This window comes from Gemmatimonadota bacterium, assembly GCA_016712265.1.
In the GTDB taxonomy this organism is placed as follows: domain Bacteria; phylum Gemmatimonadota; class Gemmatimonadetes; order Gemmatimonadales; family Gemmatimonadaceae; genus RBC101.
In genome coordinates, this window is the sequence record JADJRJ010000031.1 from 684,872 (window position 1) to 702,691 (window position 17,820).

Sequence of the window (17,820 nt, forward strand, 5' to 3'; positions counted from 1 at the left end):
TCTGCAAGTCGCGCGACGTCCACCATTCACCACGCCCCACACATGCCGAGCCCGCTTCCAAATACCAGCGTCACCGGCGCCGAGTCGGCCGTGCACGCGAGGCGGGTGCTTGTCTGCGCGTCGGTCCTTGGGCTGAGTGCGGACCTCCTCCTTCGGGACGAGCCATGGGGGATCGGACTTGGCGCCTGGATGGCAACGCTCGCGGCCGGGGTCATCGGGCTCGCCCGGTTACGGCCCGAACGGCTCAGTCGCGAAAGCCGTCTTTGGCTCGGTCTCGCGGTACTGTGCGCGTTCCTCCTGGCGTGGCGAGATGCACCGATGCTGCACGTCTTCAACGTGCTCGGCGGCCTGGCGGCCCTGACGTTGTTCGTGCTCAGCCATGCGGCGATCCCAGTGTCCGGTCTTGGGGTCGCGCGCGTTCGGGATCTCGTCCAATCGGCGGTGGGGACGGTGCGCGGAGTGGCAGGTGGTGCCATTCCGCTCGTGTTGCGCGAGGCCGCACTGCAGGAGACGCGTCGTTGGGGCAATGTGCGCGCGTGCCGGCTGGGTCGAGCCGCCGTGATCGCCGGCCCGGTGCTCCTGCTGTTTGCCACACTGCTCACGCGCGCGGATCCTGTGTTTGCGTCGTATCTGCGGCTTCCGGACTGGCGATTGGATGAGGTGCTCTCGCACCTGATCATCAGCGGGTTCTTTGCGTGGATCGCCGCTGGATGGATGCGTCGGGCTCTCCTCGAACGCGCCCACCGGAATGCCGAACCGGAATGGCCGCTTCCCCTCGCACTCGGCGTCACCGATCTGGTGATGCTGCTTGGGGGGCTTTGCCTCATCTTCGCGGCGTTTGTGGCCGTCCAGGTGGGGTGGCTGTTTGGCGGGGAGGGACTGGTGCTTCGGACGACCGGCCTCACGTATGCAGCGTACGCGCGTCGCGGGTTTGCCGAGCTGACGATGGTATCCGTCCTCCTCCTGCCGCTGCTCCTCGTGGTGGGAGCGTTGGTGCCCAATGCGGACACGCGTGGCCGGCAGCTGTACCGCGGGCTGTCCGCCATCCTGTTGGTCCTGCTCGGCGTCATCATCATCTCCGCGTTTGCGCGGATGCAGCTCTACGTGCGCTTCTATGGCATCTCGCTGGATCGCCTGTACGCGACGGCGTTCATGGCATGGTTCGCCGTTGTCTCCACATGGCTCGGTGTCACCGTGTTGCGCGAGCGGCCGCGGGGATTCGCGACGGGCGCGGTCGCGAGCGGATTTGCCATCCTGCTCGGCCTGAACGCCATGGGCCCGGACGCCTGGGTGACGCGCCAACACCTCAACCGGGCGGCGGACGCCAGCTCCCCCGCGATGGGCCTGGACTGGCCCTATGTAGCGTCGTTAGGTGGTGACGCCGTCCCCACGGTCGTCGGCGCCATGCTTCGGCCCCAGGCGGCCGGTGCCGTCGCGGACGGAGAGACGCGGTGCCGAGCCGCGGCCGCGTTGCTCGAGCGCTGGACCGGGACGTCCACGGAACGTTTCACCCGGCGATGGACGCAGTGGAACCTCGGCCGACGCCACGCGATGGACGCGGTCCGTGCCCGCGAAGCCGAACTGCGAGCGCTGGCCTGTCCCGCGGCGCTGCCGGGCCACCTGCGCCCCTGACACTGGTCGTGCCCAAGTGCGGCCGTGCCATCATGGCCGCGCCGCTGCCGTTGTGCCGAGGATCTCCGTACGTTCCCGCCATGTCCAAACGACCGCGCGCACCGCGGACACCGCCGCCGGCACCACTGGCGCAGGCGAGGGCACCGTGGGTCAATCACCTGTGGTGCGCCGCCGCGATCATCCTCGCCGTCGGGTTCGCCTGGATCACCCGGGACCAGGTCAATCCTGACGGGGTGGCGTACCTCGACCTCGCGCGGGCCGTCCGGTCGGGAGATTTCGCGTCGTTTGTTCAGGGGTACTGGTCTCCGTTGTATCCCTTGCTGCTCGCCGTGGTTGGGCCCAGCGTCGCGACCGCTCACCTGCTCAACGCGGCGGTGGTGAGTGCCGGAGCCCTCGTGTTGCACCGCGCGATGGCCAAGGCTGGCGTCGTCGCCACGGCCGCCGCATGGTCGGCCTACCTCATCGCGTCGCTGGTCCTTGTGCGGATCAGTGCGGTCACGCCGGACCTGCTGCTGCTGGTGTGCATGGTGGGGTGGTGGGTGGCGTTGTGGCGTGCAACAGAGCCCCGCGTTGGCTTGGCGGGGCTGTGGGCTGGGGCGGGCTTCCTGGCAAAGACTTCCATGTGGCCATGGCTGATTGTTGGCACAGCAGTCCTCGCCTGGCGGGACCCTGCGTGGCGCGATGCGCGCCGGTTGGGTCTGTACCTGGGGCCGATGGTGCTGCTCGCCTCGCTCTGGGTAGAGCCGCTGAGCGTGTCGGCGGGACATCCGACGCTTGGCGTGACCGGTTCGCTCAATGCCTGCTGGTTCCTGCGCGAGTGCGACGGCCAGACCCCCGATCGTCACATGGGGGCGCACGCGGCCTACGACACGGTGCCGGTCTCGGAGCTTGGCACGGTGGCGGTCGCGCGCTTCGGGCCGTCGCCGTGGACCTACGCGCCATGGTCTGATCCCGAGGCGTGGGCGCAGGGGGTCCAATCGCAGTCGTCCACGCCGCTCACTGTCGCTCGGTACGCGACGATTGTCCTGACGAATGCGTGGCTTGCCGTGCGCTGGACCCTCGGCTACATGCTCGTCGGACCCCTGCTGGCGCTCCTCCTCGCGGCGCGGGGGCTGAGCGGTGAGGCGCGGGTCGCGCGCGATCCCGCGGTGACGCTGGGCCTGCTCGCGGCCGCAGGTATTGCGCAGTTTGTCGCCGTGCAAGCCGTGACGCGCACCTTGGCCCCGTTCGCGTTCCTCCTCGTCGCGGCGGCGTTGCCCCGAGGCCCGTCGTCCGTTCCCACGGGACATCGCCGCCTGCTTGCGGCCCTGCCGTTGGTGGTCGCTCTACTCGCGATCGCGCGGGTCGCGCAGTTCGAGATCGCATTCAGCAAGGTCGAAGGTCCACGCCTGACCGAGGTCCGGGGATTCCTCGATCGCATCGGCCCGGCGTTCAGCCGGCGCACGTTCCTGGTCGTGGGGCCGGCCATCACCTTGATGCCGAGTGCGGAGCAACTGGGAGCGCGCGTGGTCGGCCAGGTGTTGCCGCGCTCGGTCGCGTCGTTGAATGCCTTGCCCCCGGACCAGCGCCAGGCCGCGTTGGTGGCCGCCGGGGCGGGACAGGCCGATGTGGCGATCGAGCTGGACGACCGTGGAAGGACGCGCCTCACGGTACTTTCGCGTTAGGGCCGGCGGATCCTGATATGCAAGCGGGCCGCCCTTTCGGACGGCCCGCTCGCACGACACACCCAGCGTGAATCAGGACACGACGCTCGACAAGTCCTTCACGGCCTTGATCAGCATCTGCACGCGGTTCGGGTCACATGACCCGCGGGCATCACCCTCCAGCGCCGTCGCCAGCGTCGACAGGGCCGTCGTGCGCGCACCACCGTTCGCCCGCTCCGCGGTCGACAGCGACCCACGCACCGTCGCGATCCGCGACGCGCTCAGGCACTTGTTGCGCTCCAGCTGGTCCACGAACGCCTTGGCCAGCGAGAACGAAGGCGGCCACTCGATCTTCGGCTGCCCCTGGGCGTTGAGGTGCGTCCAACGCACGGTCTTGGCGGCGTCGATCTCGTTCTGTGACACAAACTGGCTCGGCACCAGGTCCGCGATGTCCATTCCGCGCGAAATCTCGGAAGAGACAATCGAGCCGTTGTACCAGTACACCGACCACGAGCCGCCGCTCCCCATACGGGTCGAGTCAACGGGGCCGCGATCAAAGAACGCGATCTCGTAGGGCTTGGCCGGGTTGGTCCAGTCAAACACGGAGATGCCACCCTGATACCACGACTGCACCATGACGTCGCGCCCCGGGATGGGGATGAGGGATCCGTTGTGGGCGACGCAGTTCTCCTGAGCCGTTTGCACGGTCGGGATCTTGTAGTAGCTCTGGAACTTCATCTTCCGGTTCTCGATCGTGAAGATGGCGTTCGAGCCCCACTCCATCTTGTCGGTCGCGCGGCACTTCGGGGCGCCACCACCACCCCACTCGTCGGAGAAGAGGATCTTCGTACCGTCGTTGTTGAACGTGGCCGAGTGCCAGTAGGCAAAGTTGGAGTCCGCCACGGCATCCAGACGCATCGGGTTGACCGGGTCGGAGATGTCGAGCAGGATCCCGTGACCTTCGCAGGCGCCACCGGCAAGGCCCAACGACGGATACACGGTGATGTCGTGGCACTGACGGCCCGCGGCAATCGGGGCCCCCGCGCGTTGCGGGGCAAAGAACCGATCCACGTACGACTGCAGGGTGGTCCGGAGCGTGGCCGAGTCGGCTGCCGTGGGAGCGCCCGTGCCCCCGCGCGCCTTGACCGTGGAGTCGAGGAACATGCGGAGCATCTGGCCCGCGACCACCATGTCCGTGCCCTGCGAAGGGTTCTTCGCGATAAAGCCGCCCGCAGCGCGGGCGCGATCGGCCGACGCCTTCGCGGCGGCGATGTCGTCCGGGGCTGCGCCATGGCTCGGCGTGGCGGTGAGGCCGGTGAAGATGTTGGCGCGACTCACGACGGCGGAGGCCGCCGGGTTGTTCAACGGCACCCGGATGATCTCGATGCGGAAGAGCGACGAGTTCGGGTCCGTGTTCGGGTTCGATGAGACGCACCCGGGCAGTTCGTTGGGTGAGCGGACGCCGGCCGAGCCCGAGACGTAGATGTAGATGTTGTTCGGGTCGCGCGGGCTCTCGACCACCGTGTGGGTGTGCGAGCCGCGGCAGGTCTGCACGTTGGCCACGACCTTGGGATTCTTGATGTCCGTGATGTCAAAGACGCGGACGCCGCGGAAACGGATGGCGCTGACCGTGTCGGGCACACCGCCGGGCAAGCAGTCGACGCGTCCGTTATTGGCCTCGGCGGACATGAACATCAGGTTCTTGTAGACCGAGACGTCGTTCTGCGAAGCCGGGCAGCTGAACGCGGTGACGAGCTTCGGCTGCGCGGGGTTGGACACGTCCCAGATCACCGGGCCGTTGTAGTTCCCCTGGATGACGTAGTTGCCGGTGAAGGCCAGGTCCGAGTTGGTGATTCCGGCAAAGCCCGGCGGCGAGACCGCCTTGGAAACGATCTTGAGGTTCGAGACGGCCTCGCCCGCGTCGTGCAGTCCGGCTTTCAGGCCCACGCGTGCATCGTTGCGTGGGTCGATGACCGGTGTCGGGGTGGGAGCGGGGGTGTTGCGCGCACACGCCGCGATCAGCACGACGGTCGCGGCGCGTGTGGCGCGGTGCAGCAAACGATTGGCGTTCATCCCAGGGGCCTCCGGGGGTTAGGGAAGTTCAAGCAACATCTGCAACATGCGATTGATCTCGGTCGTCTGGTCCGTCTCGGCGTCCGAGGCAAACTTGAAAATGGTTTCGTCCTGGCCAGCGCCGTGTGCGGCAAAGAGCGTCTTCACCATGTCGACGGCACCACGGTGATGCTGGATCATGAAGGTCAGGAACAGGCGGTCGAACTCGCCGCCGCGTGCCGCGTCGAGTTGTGCGAGCTGCTCCGCGGTCAACATCCCCGGCATCATCGCCATGCTGTGGCCGGCGTGGCCCATCGCGGCATGGTTGGCGGTCCCGAGGGTGTCCGCCGCCGGGACCGGTTGGTTGCGGTCCGCGAGCCAGGTGCCCATGAGGGCGATCTCGTCACGCTGGGCGTTGATGATCCGTTCGGTCAGTCGAATGATCGCCGGGCTCGCGCCACGCGTCGGCGCCCACTTGGAAATCTGGATCGCCTGCGCGTGGTGATGGATCATCCCCGACATGAACTCGATGTCGGCGACGGTATACGGGTAGCGGAGGGAGTCGGCACGCGCACGTGCGATGGCTGCCTCCGGACCCATCAGGGACGGAGGTCGGCGGGCGCCCGTGCAGCCGGCAGCCGCGGCCAGAGTGAGGAGTGACAAGGTCCTGAGTCGCATGGATCGGGGGTTGGACAGGAGAAAGATCAGGGAGGTTGTGGTCGGATGCCATCGGGCGAGGGCAGGGCGACCGCCATGCGGGGTGGGCGGTCCACCCTCTGCCCCCTGCCGTTCGATGCCTATCCCGCTGCGCCCCCCTCCGCTCCAGCTTCACCCGCCATGCCTCCGCTCAGGAGGAAGCTCTCGACGAAGAACAGGCCGCTCTCGCCCGCGCGCTTCACCATGCGCAATAAGGTGTCCATGCTCGTCACCTCCTCGCGCTGCTCGCGCACGAACCACTCGAGTTCGTTCTTGGACAGGTGATCGCCTTCCTTGACTGCGCGGTCCATCAGGGCATTGATCTGGCTCGTCACGCGCATCTCGGATTCGAGTGCGAGGCGCACCGCATCTTCGGCGGACTTGAAGGTCGCACGAGGAGCGGGAATCGCCGGGATCGTGACCTTTGCGGACGCATCCGAGAGAAACTTCACGAACCGCATGGCGTGTACACGTTCCTCGGCGGACTGCGCGTGGAAGTGTTTCGCCAGCATGGGGAGCCCCTCGCCCTCGAAATACACGGCGATGGCGATGTACTGGTGGGAGGCCGCGAGTTCGTTCCCGACCTGCTCGTTCATCGCGACGTTCATGGCTTTCGAAATCAGCATGTTCGGTCCTCGGTTTGGGAAACGCCGTCGGCCCGCCAGACACCGCCGCAGGTGCGGTTGGTGCCCGGCGATGGCTCGTGACAGGGATGTAGCCAGATCCCGGATAGCGGTGGGGGCAGGCGCCGCTGAAATTTGGCGCATGCGCGACATGCACCCGGTCGACGGAGCATAGTGAAGATGGCCACCCAGCGGGCAAGACGCGAATTCCTCGAACGAGTATGGCGCTATGGCGCGACGGCCGCCGCAACCCCGACCCTGGCCGGGTTGGCTCGGTGGAGCTGGGCCGCGCCCGATGACCGGCGCCGCGCTCTGGATGACTGGAAGGCCTACGGGTATGGACCGCTGGTCCGGAGTCCCGATTGCCCGGAATTCGAGATCCCCGAGCGGTTCAAGGTCGTGCGCATCTCGCAGGCACTTCGGCCGGCTACCGGTCACCCCGACCTGACCGTGCCGAACGCGTTTGACGGCATGGCGGCCTTTCCCCTGGAGAATGGCAACGTCCGGCTGATTCGGAACCATGAGATGACTGACGCCGCCGCTGACGGACGGGCAATCGGATCCCCCGCTTACGATCCGCGCGCGAGTGGAGGAACCAGTTCGCTCGAACTCCGCATGTCGGGAGGCGGCATGAACCGGACCGTGGAAGTCGTCGATGAGTTCATCAGCCTGGCTGGGACGCGGGTCAACTGCGCTGGGGGGCCGACCCCCTGGGGGAGCTGGCTCAGCGCGGAGGAGAACTGCAACGGGATATCCCAGGGCTTCGCACGGCCCCATGGCTACGTATTTGAGGTACCCGCGGAGGCGCGCGCGACGGTATCGCCCGTCGCGCTCACGGCGATGGGGCGCTTCGTTCACGAGGCCGTAGCCGTCGACCCCCGCACGGGGATGGTGTACGAGACGGAGGACGCCTGGTACGACCCGGAGAATCCCGCCAGGCCTGGGGCTGGCTTCTACCGCTTCATCCCGAAGCGGCGGGACCACCTCGCCGAAGGGGGACGGTTGCAGATCCTGGCCATCGACGGGCGGCCAGGGTTCGTGACGGCGCGCGACCTGTTGCCCGGAACGACGCTCTCCGCGCACTGGATCGACATCGAAGCGCCCGATCCCGCGGCCGCTGAGAGTGACCCCGCGGCGGTTTTCCGCGAGGGACTGGCCAAGGGGGCGGCGGTGTTCGCGCGCCTCGAGGGGGCCTGGGCCGGCGACGGCGGCATCTACATCGTCTCGACGAACGGCGGCAACGCGAAGGCAGGTCAGGTGTTCTTTTACGAACCCGTGGACGCCGCGAAGGGTCGTCTTACGCTCGTGTTTGAATCACCCTCAGCGGCGGTGTTGGATGCGCCGGACAACATTGTTCGCACCCCGCGGGGGGGGCTCGTGATCTGTGAGGACGGCTCCGACGACCAATTCGTGCGAGGGCTGGACCGATCGGGACGCATCCTCGACCTCGTGCGGCACCCCGTGGTGGAAGGGCGCCCTGGCCCCCGGGAGTTTGCCGGCGCCTGCTTCAGCCCGGACGGCGAGGTGCTCTTCTTCAACGTGCAGGGCTCGGCGACCGTGACGGGGACCAACGCCAGCGTCACCTACGCCATGTGGGGGCCGTGGGCGGACGGGCCGTTGTGAGTTCACGGCGGTAGTTTGTGCGGTAACCCGCCCGCCGATGCGCATCGCCCTCGCCTCTCCCCCGATTCCGTCGTCGATTGCCGACGGCCTCGATCACGTCCGCGCGTACACGGCGGACGCGGCCAGGCGCGGGGCGGCGATCGTCTGCTTTCCCGAGGCGTACCTGCCGGGGCTGCGCGGCCAGGATTTCGATGTGCCCGATTGGTCCGCGGCGGACGAGGAACGGGCGACGATCGCGGTGCGTGCCATCGCGCGAGCGTCACGAATCGCGATGATCGTCGGGGTCGAGCATGTGACGCCCGCTGGAAGCCAGATCGCGTCGCTGGTGGTGGATGCGCACGGGGCGGTGCTTGGCCTGCAGACCAAGAACCAGCTCGACCCCAGCGAGGACGCCCCCTACATACCCGGAGATACGCGACGGGTGTTTGAGTTCGAGGGGCTGCGCTTCGGGATCGCGATCTGCCACGAAGGGTGGCGGTATCCGGAAACGGTGCGGTGGGCGGCGGCGCGGGGCGCGCACATCGTCTTTCATCCGCAGTTGACCGGGAGCGATCGCACGGGGCCGCGACTGACCACGTGGGGCGACGTGGCGAATCCGTATTACGAAAAGGCCATGCTGATGCGCAGCCGCGAGAACACCATTTGGTTTGCCAGCGTCAACTACGGCGTGCGGTTTCAGGAGTCGGCCACGACGGTCATCAACCCGCTGGGAGAGTTGCACGCCCACCTGCCGTACGGTGAGCCCGGGGTGTTGATCGTTGACATCGATCGGTCGGCCGCCACCGGACTGCTCGCGCGTCGTTATGCGCCGGAGCGCTATCGCGAGGGCTGAGCTGGCGGCACCGGGCTCGGTGCCGCCAGGCCCCGTGTGGTTTGCCCTCCTACCGTGTAGCGAGCGCGCGTTGCAGCTCAACCAGCAGGGCCTTGGCGTCGGCGAGCACCTTGCGGTGCGTCCCCGTCGGTGCCTGGAGCCCACCGTGACGTGCCCCGTTGCCATTCCATGCGCCCGGCAGGGCCGCGAGCGCGGCGATCGGGCCGCGCGGACGCCCGAAACCACCACCGCCCCCGCGAGGGCCGCCGGCCGCGGGCGCCAATCCCAGCCGTTGCACGAGTGGGGCATAACGAGCGGAGTCCGCCGCCGTGGCGCTGCCCAGCTTCGCGCGGAACTTCGCGATGCCGTCAGTCAACTTCGCCTGCACATCCTGCGCCTCAAGCAGGAAGGCCTCACGCGCCTGGTGTTCCGCGACCGTAATCATGGACGTCGGATCACCGCGCACCGTGAAGGTCTGGCGGCTCTTCGCCCCATCGACATCCATCGTCACCGTGTAGGTGCCCGGTGAGACGTAGAACCCGCGCGGTCCGATGTTGTGCACCGGGATGGGAAGTGCCTGGCGCCCGGTGGTGCGTCCGCCCTGCATGCCAGGTGGCACCCCCTCCTCCCCACCTCCTCCGCCACCGCCCGGCCCGCTCGCCGGCGCGTACCGAAGATCCCAGTTGATCCGGTGTGCCGCACCACCGGCACTCGGGCCGGGGAGTTCGCGGATCACGCGGCCCGCCGCGTTGGTGATCGTGAACTTCACCGACTGTGCGGCCCGCCCGAGGTGGTAGGTGAACATGGCGCCTTCCATCGGGTTCTCCGCGGCATAAATGCCGTGGGCAGCGGTGGAGACGTCGGCCCAGTAGTTGATGATGGTGGCCTGTCGCACCGGGAACAGGTGCGCGCCCTTCGCGGCAACCGCCGGGGTCCAGTCGGCGATCGGCGACACGTCATCGAGAATCCAGATCGCCCGACCGTGGGTGCCCAGGACGAGGTCCTTCGTCCGCGGGTGAACGATCAGCTCATCGTACCGCGTGGTGGGCAGTCCCGCGCCGAGTCGCTGCCACGTGTCCCCGCCATCTACGGTGAAGTAGACAAACCGCTCGGTGCCGGCAAACAACACGTGCCCCTTGCCGGGGTACTCGGCGATCGAGCGCACCGGGGCGTCGGCGGCCAGGCCGGACGTGACGTGGGTCCACGTGCGCCCGAAGTCCGTCGTGCGAAATACGTGCGGCGCGAAGTCCCCGACGCGGTGGTTGTCGATCGTGACATAGGCGGCGCCTCGCCCGCTGCTTGACGCGACAATCCGGTCGACAAACGAGCCGCTGGGGACACTGCGGATCCCCGCGCTGAGTTCGGTCCAGGTCAGGCCGCCGTCCCGGGAGAGCTGTACGTTGCCGTCATCCGTTCCCGCCCAGAGGATGCGTGGGTCGAGGGGCGACTCGGCGACGGTCGTGATCTCCGAGAAGTTGGACTCGCCGTCATTGCGCGAGATGCGAATCTCCGTGTTGAGAACGCCTCCGATGCGTAGCGTGTCGCGATTCACCTGGCGCGTGAGGTCCTTCGTCGCGGTCCAGGTGGAGCCGAAGTCGCGCGAGATGAGCAGCTTGTTGGCTCCGAGGTAGACGGTGCCGGCCGTGTGCTGCGAGGCGACGATGGGTGCGGTCCAGTCGAACCGGTATGACTCGCCGGACGGTGCCTGCGGCTGGATGTCGTAACGATCTCCCGTCTCCGCATCCACGCGCGTCAGGTTGCCACCACTCGAGGTCGAGTACACGTACCGATGTCCGCGCTTGTCCACGGAGTGACCCGTGCCATCGGAGAACCCGATCTGCCGCCAGTCGCTGTTCAGGATGCCTAACCAGTGGTTGGTCTGGCTGGGCCCCATGAACGAATGTGCATCCTGCAACCCGCCGTAGATCCAGTAGGGATCGCGGTTGTCCACGGCAATGCGATAGAACTGGGCGATCGCAAAGTTGTTGATGCGGGTATAGGTGTAGCCCAGGTCCCAGGACTCGTGCAGCCCTCCGTCGCCGCCGAGCAGCAGGTGGCGCGGGTTCCGTGGATCGATCCAGAGCGCGTGGTGGTCGTCCTTGAGGCCAAGGTCATAGGTTGGGGAGTTGGGCATCCCCTCGAACGTGGTGCCGCCGTCCTCACTCTTGGAGGGCTGCACCCCCATCAGCCACACGCGCTTGTCCGTGGTTGGGTCGATGTAGGGCTTGGAGTAGTACATGGGCCGTGGGTTCTGGCGGCTCACCATCTTCCACGTGGCGCCAGCGTCCTCGGTGCGGTAGAGGCCACCCTGGCCGGGATGCTCGACCGTGGCGACGAGCACGCTCGGATTGGAGAGGGCGATGGACAGCCCGATGCGCCCCTTGTCACCGGTGGGCAAACCGAGCTCGATCTTGTTCCAGGTCGTGCCGCCGTCCAGGCTCTTGTACAGTCCGGCCCCCGGGCCGCCACCGTTGAACCCGAAGGTGGAACGCAGGCGCTGGTAGGTCGCGGCGTAGAGGACGTTCGGGTCGCGGGGGTCGATCACCAGCTCGGTGGCACCGGTGAGCGAGTCGACAAACAATACCTTGCTCCACGTCCGGCCCGCGTCCGTGGTCTTGAAGACGCCACGCTCCATGCTCGGCTTCCACAAGTTGCCGACGGCGGCCACCCATGCGGTGTTCGCGTCGGTCGGGTGCGGAACAACCCGGCCGATGCTCGCCGTCTCCTTGAGGCCGAGGAAGGTCCAGGTGGCACCGGCATCGGTGGACCGGTAAATGCCACCACCCCACGAGGAGCTCTGGCGGTTGTTCTGTTCCCCGGTCCCGGCCCAGATCACGCGCGAGTCGCCGGGAAAGATCGCGATGTCGCCGAACGTATTGTCCGGCTGCCCCTCGAAGACCGGGGCCCAGGTGGTCCCCTTGTTAGTCGTCTTCCACATGCCGCCAGCTGCTGCGCCAATGTAGATCGTGGCCGGCTCGCGAGGATCAACCTCGACGTCGTGAATGCGCCCGCCCATCACGGCCGGGCCGATCGACCGCGCGCGGAGGCCATCGAAGGGGGTCTGGGCCACGGCCGGCACGGCGGCCACGGAGGCAAGGAGAACGGCGAAGGTGCGCACAGGGGGCGGGGCGAAGGTTTCGAGCCGGAATCTGCGCTCCGGTACGGGTGTCGGGAACGGCTACGGTACCGGGAGTATCGCGGGGTTGACGCATATTGTTAGCGAGGCTAAGTATCTGGCCAGACGCCAGACGCCAGACGCCAGACGCCAGACGCCAGACGCCAGGCGGCAGTCCGGCAGACGGCCGGGCCGGCGGTGCGCATCCCCTGAACCCACAACTCCCATGTCCTCCAACGCAGATCTCTCGACCGCGACCGTTGGGCAGCTGTTAGTCCCCGTCTCCGACCTCGACCGGGCCACGGCGTACTACCGCGATACCCTCGGCCTGCAGCATCTCTTCACGGCGCCGCCGCAGATGTCCTTCTTCATGGCTGGGAATGTGCGACTGCTCGTTGGGGTGCGCGAAGACGGCGCGAAGGACCAGCGGGGATCGGCGATCTACTTCAAGGTCGCTGACATCCAGGCGACCTACGACACGCTCAAGACGCGGGGCGCCCTGGTAAAGGACGCGCCGCACATCGCGCACAAGGCGCCGAACTACACCCTCTGGCTTTGCGAGTTCGCCGACCCGGACGGGAACACCTTGCTGCTCATGAGTGAGGTCCCGGTCGCGAGCTGACGGTGTCCGAGCTCCTGGCGACCGCGGACCGGCTGCACTCCATTGCCATCCACCTGTTGCGTCGCCTGCGGAAGGTGGATGAAGCGACCGGACTCAGCGGGCCGCGGCTCTCTGCCCTCTCGGTCGTTGTGTTCGCCGGTCCGGTGACCATCACGGAACTGGCGGCGGCCGAACAGGTGAAGCCGCCCACCATGACCCGCCTGGTGCAGGGCCTGGAAGCCGAAGGTCTCGTCAAGCGACGCGCCGACGCCGCAGACGGGAGGGTGAGTCGCATCGAGGCGACGACGCGGGGACGAAAGATCCTGCTCGATGGTCGCGCGCGACGGGTGGCCATGCTGGCCGAGTTACTCGAGACCCTCGATGATCCTTCCCGGGATGAGCTCAGCCGGGCCCTGACGGGGCTGGAGGTGGTGATCGGGGGACGCCGGGTCCGATCCCCGTCCCCCGAACCCGCAGCCTAACGAGCGCCGATCCGGACCCCGACCGTGATCGGCAGGTGGCTGTGGTCACTCCCGGTGACGATCGCATACCGCGCCTCGGCGAAGAACCCCGTGCGCCCGCGCTGTGCGATAACGCCGCCGCCGGCGCCCACCGTCATCCCGTTGTCTCGCTCCGAATACGAGCTTCCGCCGCCGCCCGGCTCGTACGAGTACTCGGACGAGTAACCCACCGAGGAAAGACCGGCGCCGCCAACCAGGTAGGGACGCAGCTGGGCGTCCGCCTTCCCGATGCGATAGAGGAGGTCGGCGGTCATGGCGAACGGCGTGCTGGTCCCCGAGCCGCCGCCGAGTTCACTGGAGACGCCGAACGAGCCATAGGTCGCCGTGCCCCGGAGCTCGACATTCCTGTTCGCGAGGGCGCGTCCGACGCCGGCCGAGACGGACCACCCCGCGCCGAAATCATCGGCAAACGTTCCCATGGGGAGGGCTGGCCCGACGGAGAACATCCCGAAGAGTTCGCGGCCCTGGGTCTGGGCTTCCGTCGCGAGCCCAGCCGTGGTGGCCAAGAGGAGCAGTGAACGATGCATGGTGCGCATGGAGGAATCCGGGGTATGGGTGAGCGGAGGCCACTGGGGGGACCGCGGCGCTCCCACCATGTCTCACGTCGCCAATGCGCATCCGTCTCAGCCCGGGTCGAGGTTAGGTTCCGTCCATGACTGCCCCTGGCGACCTCTCCCAGGCGCTCGAAAGTGTGCTCGGGCGGTTTCGCACCATGGTGCGCAGCATTGCGGCCCGACACGCGCTCCACGACGCCGACCTGGAGGAGCTGATCCAGGACCTCCGGATCCGGCTGTGGCGTGGCCGAAGCTCGAGTGAGGAGATCACGGCCCTCCCGACGTCATACGTATATCAGGCAGCGACGACGGCGGCGCTGGACATGCTCCGGCGCCGGCGGCGCGAGGCCGGACGGTCGGTGGAGGCGTCGGCGGAGGTGCTGGAGGGGGTGGCGCAACGCGGTGGCGCGGATGACGGGGTACAGGCCGACGACCTCGCACGTCGCGTCGAGGTGGCGCTCGGCCAACTCGTCCCGTCGCGCCGGATGGTGGTACGGATGTCGCTGGCCGGGTATGACCGTCGTGAAATCGTGGAGCGGTTGGGGTGGAGCGAGGGGAAGGTGCGAAACCTGCTGTCGCGCGGGATGGACGACTTGCGCTCGAACCTCAACGACCAATGACCAACGACGAACTGCAGGTCGCCTACCAGCAACTGTTGGCGCGCCGCCGCGCGGCGACGCGCGTGGGGTGCGCACACCTCGAGGACGTGCAGCGTGTGGCGACCGCCCGGCTGCAGCACGAGCGCGATGCCGGGGTTTTCGACCATGTCATGGCGTGTGCGGCCTGTCGCTCCGAGTACGAGCTGCTCCGGGCCACGAGCCAGGCCGCGCGCGCCGTGGCGCCCTCGGCCCTGCGTCGTGTGTGGATGCCCCTCGCCGCCGCGGCCACGGCGCTCCTCGCGGTCACGCTCTATTTTCGGGCACCGGCCGCCGGGACCTCCGGCGTCCGGGCCGACGACACCACGGCGGTGCGCGTCGTGGCGCCGTCGTCCGTCGCGACCGGGACCGCCATCACGGTGGCGTGGCATCCGGTCGCCGGGGCAGACGCCTATCGCGTGGAGCTCCTGGACACCCTGGGCACCGCACTGCACTCAAGTGTGACCAGTGACTCCTCCCTCACCGTGCCGGCTGCGGTGCTCCCGTTAGGCACGGAAGCTGTTGATTGGCTGGTGGTGGCCCGGCGTGCCGACGGCAACGAAACGCGCTCGCCGCTGGTGCGCGTCCGAGTCGTTCCCTAACGCAGCGACACCGTCAGGTACGGATCGCCGACGAGACGAAAGGCGGCCCACACGGAGGCCGGCGCCCCCCGCCGGCGGGCGTCCACCTGGGCCGCCTGCAGCGCCGCACCGGCCGTCAGGCCGGCGCCAAGGCCATCGTAGAATCGCTCCACCAGCGGGACGATCTCGCGGTCAGGAATGCGCCACGCCGTCGCCAGCACGGTCCGGGCCCCCGCCTGCAGGAACGCGCTGGTGAGGCCGGTCACCCCCTCGCCTGCGATCAGGTCGCCGAGGTTGGTGCGACAGGCGGAGAGGACGACCAGCGTGTCGTCAAAGGGGAGGGTGGCGATCTCCCCGGCGAACCACCGGCCGTCGTTGGTGGCGTCTGCTGACAACAAGAGTGCTGCCTGTCGCCCATCCCAGTCGTCCACCTCGCCATGGGCGGCGACATGGAGCAGGCGCGGCGTGGTGGGCAACGCCTTGAGGTATGATTCGCTGGCACCGCCGTCGACGCGGACCATCGCGCCGGCACTCCTGCGTTGGAGTGCGCGCACTTCGTCCCTGGCTCCCGGGAGCGGTCGTGTGCGTCCCCCTGGCGTGCGGACCACGGGATCGCCGAGGGCTACGATAGGCCCCGACGGCACGCGCGTCGGGCGCGTCCATCCGTCCATGGCCACCGCCACCGATGGCGCCTCGGACATGGTCCAACGCCCCACGGCGGGCACTCCGCCAACCTCAAGTAGTACAAACGGAATGAGGTGCATCGCGCCGTCGGCCACGATGATCACGCGGCGAATGCCAGCGCGTTCGAACGGCACACGCAGCGGCTCAAACAGGACCCGCCCCAGCGCGCGGGAACTCGTGGTCGTGCTACGTCCCTGCTCGGCCGCGGCGAGGAGTCGCTGGATCTCCGGCCGAAGGTCCACGGCGGACGGAAGGTCGAAGGACCACGCGCCCCGACGCGTGATGACCAGCGCCACCGACGGCATGCGAAACTCCCCCAGCACGTATTCAACGACGGCCGTGCTGTCATCCGGGAGGCGCTGCTGCACCTCCGCAAGTTCGACTGGGGCGGCCTCAGGTCGTGAACGCGCATTCCCGGTGGCCCAGGCGGAGGCATCGAGCAACTGTTCACGGAGGCGTAGCGCGCGCTGGGACTCCGCCAGGCGGAGTGCCTCGCGGTGTCGTCCTCCCCCAGCGAGGAGTCGCACCAGCTCGGTGTGGTAGGTCAACCCGCCGCGTTCGGTGGCCGTGGCAAATCGACGCAGGGCACTGTCGGCGATCGACGCGCGCCATCGCCGATGTTCGTCCTCGGCGATTTGCGCTGCTGCGGCCCCCTCGGCCAGGCGTCCATCGCGCACCAGGGCTATCGCCCGCATCGTCTCCACCGCGTGGCGGAACGCGTACTGGGAAGCGTGCAGGGAGCCCAGGACGGCATCGAACTCGCGCCGGGCGGTGCTCCATTGTTCGTCGAGCAGCGCTGCTTCCCCGGCGATGGCACGCAACGAAGGTTCAAAGCCCTGCATGCCTCGCCCGCGGATCAAGGTGGCCAGGGAGTCGAGGTAGGCGCGGGTCCGCGGGCGGTCACCGGCGATCAGGGCGTGACGGACCAGGGTGAACAGGCCGTCGCGTTGCGCGGTCACGTCACCAGCGCGTACTGCCTGCTGCTGGAACTCGAGGGCCAGGGGCCATCCTCGCGAGGTGTCACCGGCCGCGAAGGCGGTGATGGCCCGCATGCGCAACACGGTGCGGAGCCCTTCGGCGTCGCCAGAGAGCCGCATCAGCGAGTCCGCCGTGGCCAGCCATCGCCGAGCGGCGCGTGTGTTGTTCAGCGTGGTACTCGCTGACGCGCGCGACAAGGCCGTCCACGCCAGCACGTCCACGCTCCGGGACGCCGTGGCGGCGGTCCACGCCTCGGCGAGGTACCGTTCGCCTCCCTGTACGTTACCTAACGATACTGCGTAGAATCCGGCCCACTGTTGGGCGGCGCCAAAGGCGATGAGGTCACCGCTGCGCCGTTGCAGGGCGACCGTCGTGTCCATCGCCCGACTGACAGAGTCACTCAGGCCCATGCGGGCGAAGGTTGTGGCGCGCACGAAGTGGCAGGCGGCCTCCAGGCGGAGGCTCCGGGCGGTCTGGGCAGCAGCAATGCCGAGTTGGGCCAGGCGTCGCATGGCGGCATAGTCGCCGGTGAGGGCGGCGTTGCCGGCCCGACGACAGTGCATCGACGCCGCGAGGTTCGGGCGTCGGCTGGCGCCGAGCGCCTCGACGGTGTCGAGGATCGCGTTCGCCGCGGCCGCGGAGCGCACCCGGCGCCCGATGCCGGCGCGCAGGAGCAGCGACTCGATGGCCGTCGCGGTGTCTGCCGCGGCGCGAGACTGCGCGTCGACTCGGATCAGGAGTGAGTCGGCCGCGAGGTATCGCCCCTGCTGGACCAGAATGCGGCCGAGGCCGAGTTGGGCCAGCCGGGCAATGTCGTCGGCTGAACCCGCGTCCGCGCGCCTCAGCCGGGACGCGGCCTCAGCGAACTGGTAGAGATGGAAGGCGGCGGAGCCCCGTGCGAGATTCGCCGCACGATCGCTGGTGGGCCGGCGCTGCCAGGGGGCCAGCCACTGGGCGATCGTCCCGCGCTCGGCGGCCATCGTCGCACCGTCGACGATGGCCCGCGGTTCGTTGGTGGTGACCTGGAGCAGGAGGAGCGCAGCCAGCATCCCCCAAGATATGGGGAACGCT

General features: G+C 68.3%; 14 protein-coding genes. 8 read left to right on the forward strand and 6 right to left on the reverse strand.

Translation table 11 applies throughout. The features are described 5' to 3' along the window. The first annotated feature begins 42 nt into the window (after positions 1-42). Positions 43-1,632, forward strand: coding sequence for a DUF4173 domain-containing protein (locus tag IPK85_23875; GenBank protein ID MBK8250407.1), 1,590 nt, complete (start codon positions 43-45; stop codon positions 1,630-1,632). 80 nt (positions 1,633-1,712) lie between these two features. Then, positions 1,713-3,296, forward strand: a complete 1,584-nt coding sequence (locus tag IPK85_23880; protein ID MBK8250408.1) for a hypothetical protein — start codon at positions 1,713-1,715, stop codon at positions 3,294-3,296. A gap of 72 nt (positions 3,297-3,368) precedes the next feature. Here IPK85_23880 and IPK85_23885 read toward each other — a convergent pair whose 3' ends face one another. The 3 genes from IPK85_23885 to IPK85_23895 form a co-directional block, all read right to left on the reverse strand. Then, on the reverse strand, positions 3,369-5,348 hold the full coding sequence (locus IPK85_23885; protein ID MBK8250409.1) for a hypothetical protein: 1,980 nt from the start codon (positions 5,346-5,348) through the stop codon (positions 3,369-3,371). A gap of 18 nt (positions 5,349-5,366) precedes the next feature. Then, positions 5,367-6,005 carry a DUF305 domain-containing protein gene (locus tag IPK85_23890; GenBank protein MBK8250410.1) on the reverse strand — a complete coding sequence of 213 codons (639 nt, stop codon included), beginning with the start codon at positions 6,003-6,005 and terminating at the stop codon, positions 5,367-5,369. Positions 6,006-6,124: 119 nt separating this feature from the next. After that, a complete protein-coding gene (locus IPK85_23895) occupies positions 6,125-6,649 on the reverse strand; it encodes a ferritin (protein ID MBK8250411.1) in 525 nt (174 codons plus the stop codon). Positions 6,650-6,826: 177 nt separating this feature from the next. On the opposite strand from IPK85_23895, the gene IPK85_23900 reads away from it, so the two are divergent. Together IPK85_23900 and IPK85_23905 are read left to right on the forward strand one after the other, a co-directional pair. Continuing rightward, the gene (locus IPK85_23900; protein MBK8250412.1) at positions 6,827-8,269 is read left to right on the forward strand and encodes a DUF839 domain-containing protein; all 1,443 of its coding nucleotides are present in this window, start codon (positions 6,827-6,829) and stop codon (positions 8,267-8,269) included. A gap of 37 nt (positions 8,270-8,306) precedes the next feature. Beyond that, positions 8,307-9,101, forward strand: a complete 795-nt coding sequence (locus tag IPK85_23905) for a carbon-nitrogen hydrolase family protein (GenBank protein MBK8250413.1) — start codon at positions 8,307-8,309, stop codon at positions 9,099-9,101. A gap of 49 nt (positions 9,102-9,150) precedes the next feature. Here IPK85_23905 and IPK85_23910 read toward each other — a convergent pair whose 3' ends face one another. Further along, complete coding sequence (locus IPK85_23910; GenBank protein MBK8250414.1) at positions 9,151-12,198, reverse strand: hypothetical protein; 3,048 nt, start codon at positions 12,196-12,198, stop codon at positions 9,151-9,153. 223 nt (positions 12,199-12,421) lie between these two features. Between IPK85_23910 and IPK85_23915 the strand changes: the two genes are divergently transcribed. Beyond that, positions 12,422-12,817 (forward strand): VOC family protein, encoded by a 396-nt coding sequence (locus IPK85_23915; GenBank protein MBK8250415.1) that lies wholly within the window; start codon positions 12,422-12,424, stop codon positions 12,815-12,817. Continuing rightward, positions 12,814-13,278 carry a MarR family transcriptional regulator gene (locus IPK85_23920; GenBank protein ID MBK8250416.1) on the forward strand — a complete coding sequence of 155 codons (465 nt, stop codon included), beginning with the start codon at positions 12,814-12,816 and terminating at the stop codon, positions 13,276-13,278. The genes IPK85_23915 and IPK85_23920 overlap by 4 nt, the downstream gene beginning before the upstream one ends. Here IPK85_23920 and IPK85_23925 read toward each other — a convergent pair. After that, positions 13,275-13,844 (reverse strand): hypothetical protein, encoded by a 570-nt coding sequence (locus IPK85_23925; protein MBK8250417.1) that lies wholly within the window; start codon positions 13,842-13,844, stop codon positions 13,275-13,277. The genes IPK85_23920 and IPK85_23925 overlap by 4 nt on opposite strands. Positions 13,845-13,969: 125 nt before the next feature. Between IPK85_23925 and IPK85_23930 the strand changes: the two genes are divergently transcribed. Both IPK85_23930 and IPK85_23935 read left to right on the forward strand, forming a co-directional pair. Beyond that, a complete protein-coding gene (locus IPK85_23930; protein ID MBK8250418.1) occupies positions 13,970-14,491 on the forward strand; it encodes a sigma-70 family RNA polymerase sigma factor in 522 nt (173 codons plus the stop codon). Further along, positions 14,488-15,108 (forward strand): hypothetical protein, encoded by a 621-nt coding sequence (locus tag IPK85_23935; GenBank protein MBK8250419.1) that lies wholly within the window; start codon positions 14,488-14,490, stop codon positions 15,106-15,108. Before IPK85_23930 ends, IPK85_23935 begins: the two co-directional genes overlap by 4 nt. Here IPK85_23935 and IPK85_23940 read toward each other — a convergent pair. Then, complete coding sequence (locus IPK85_23940) at positions 15,105-17,798, reverse strand: CHAT domain-containing protein (protein MBK8250420.1); 2,694 nt, start codon at positions 17,796-17,798, stop codon at positions 15,105-15,107. The genes IPK85_23935 and IPK85_23940 overlap by 4 nt on opposite strands. Positions 17,799-17,820 lie beyond the last annotated feature (22 nt).

What these genes read in the sequence shown, in the direction of transcription:
- IPK85_23880 (MBK8250408.1), top strand. Translation starts at nt 1,713, where the DNA reads ATGTCCAAACGACCGCGCGCACCGCGGACACCGCCGCCGGCACCACTG.
- IPK85_23905 (MBK8250413.1), top strand. Translation starts at nt 8,307, where the DNA reads ATGCGCATCGCCCTCGCCTCTCCCCCGATTCCGTCGTCGATTGCCGAC.
- IPK85_23885 (MBK8250409.1), bottom strand. Translation starts at nt 5,348, where the DNA reads ATGAACGCCAATCGTTTGCTGCACCGCGCCACACGCGCCGCGACCGTC.
- IPK85_23895 (MBK8250411.1), bottom strand. Translation starts at nt 6,649, where the DNA reads ATGCTGATTTCGAAAGCCATGAACGTCGCGATGAACGAGCAGGTCGGG.
- IPK85_23875 (MBK8250407.1), top strand. Translation starts at nt 43, where the DNA reads ATGCCGAGCCCGCTTCCAAATACCAGCGTCACCGGCGCCGAGTCGGCC.
- IPK85_23900 (MBK8250412.1), top strand. Translation starts at nt 6,827, where the DNA reads ATGGCCACCCAGCGGGCAAGACGCGAATTCCTCGAACGAGTATGGCGC.
- IPK85_23925 (MBK8250417.1), bottom strand. Translation starts at nt 13,844, where the DNA reads ATGCATCGTTCACTGCTCCTCTTGGCCACCACGGCTGGGCTCGCGACG.
- IPK85_23940 (MBK8250420.1), bottom strand. Translation starts at nt 17,798, where the DNA reads ATGCTGGCTGCGCTCCTCCTGCTCCAGGTCACCACCAACGAACCGCGG.
- IPK85_23935 (MBK8250419.1), top strand. Translation starts at nt 14,488, where the DNA reads ATGACCAACGACGAACTGCAGGTCGCCTACCAGCAACTGTTGGCGCGC.
- IPK85_23930 (MBK8250418.1), top strand. Translation starts at nt 13,970, where the DNA reads ATGACTGCCCCTGGCGACCTCTCCCAGGCGCTCGAAAGTGTGCTCGGG.
- IPK85_23890 (MBK8250410.1), bottom strand. Translation starts at nt 6,005, where the DNA reads ATGCGACTCAGGACCTTGTCACTCCTCACTCTGGCCGCGGCTGCCGGC.
- IPK85_23915 (MBK8250415.1), top strand. Translation starts at nt 12,422, where the DNA reads ATGTCCTCCAACGCAGATCTCTCGACCGCGACCGTTGGGCAGCTGTTA.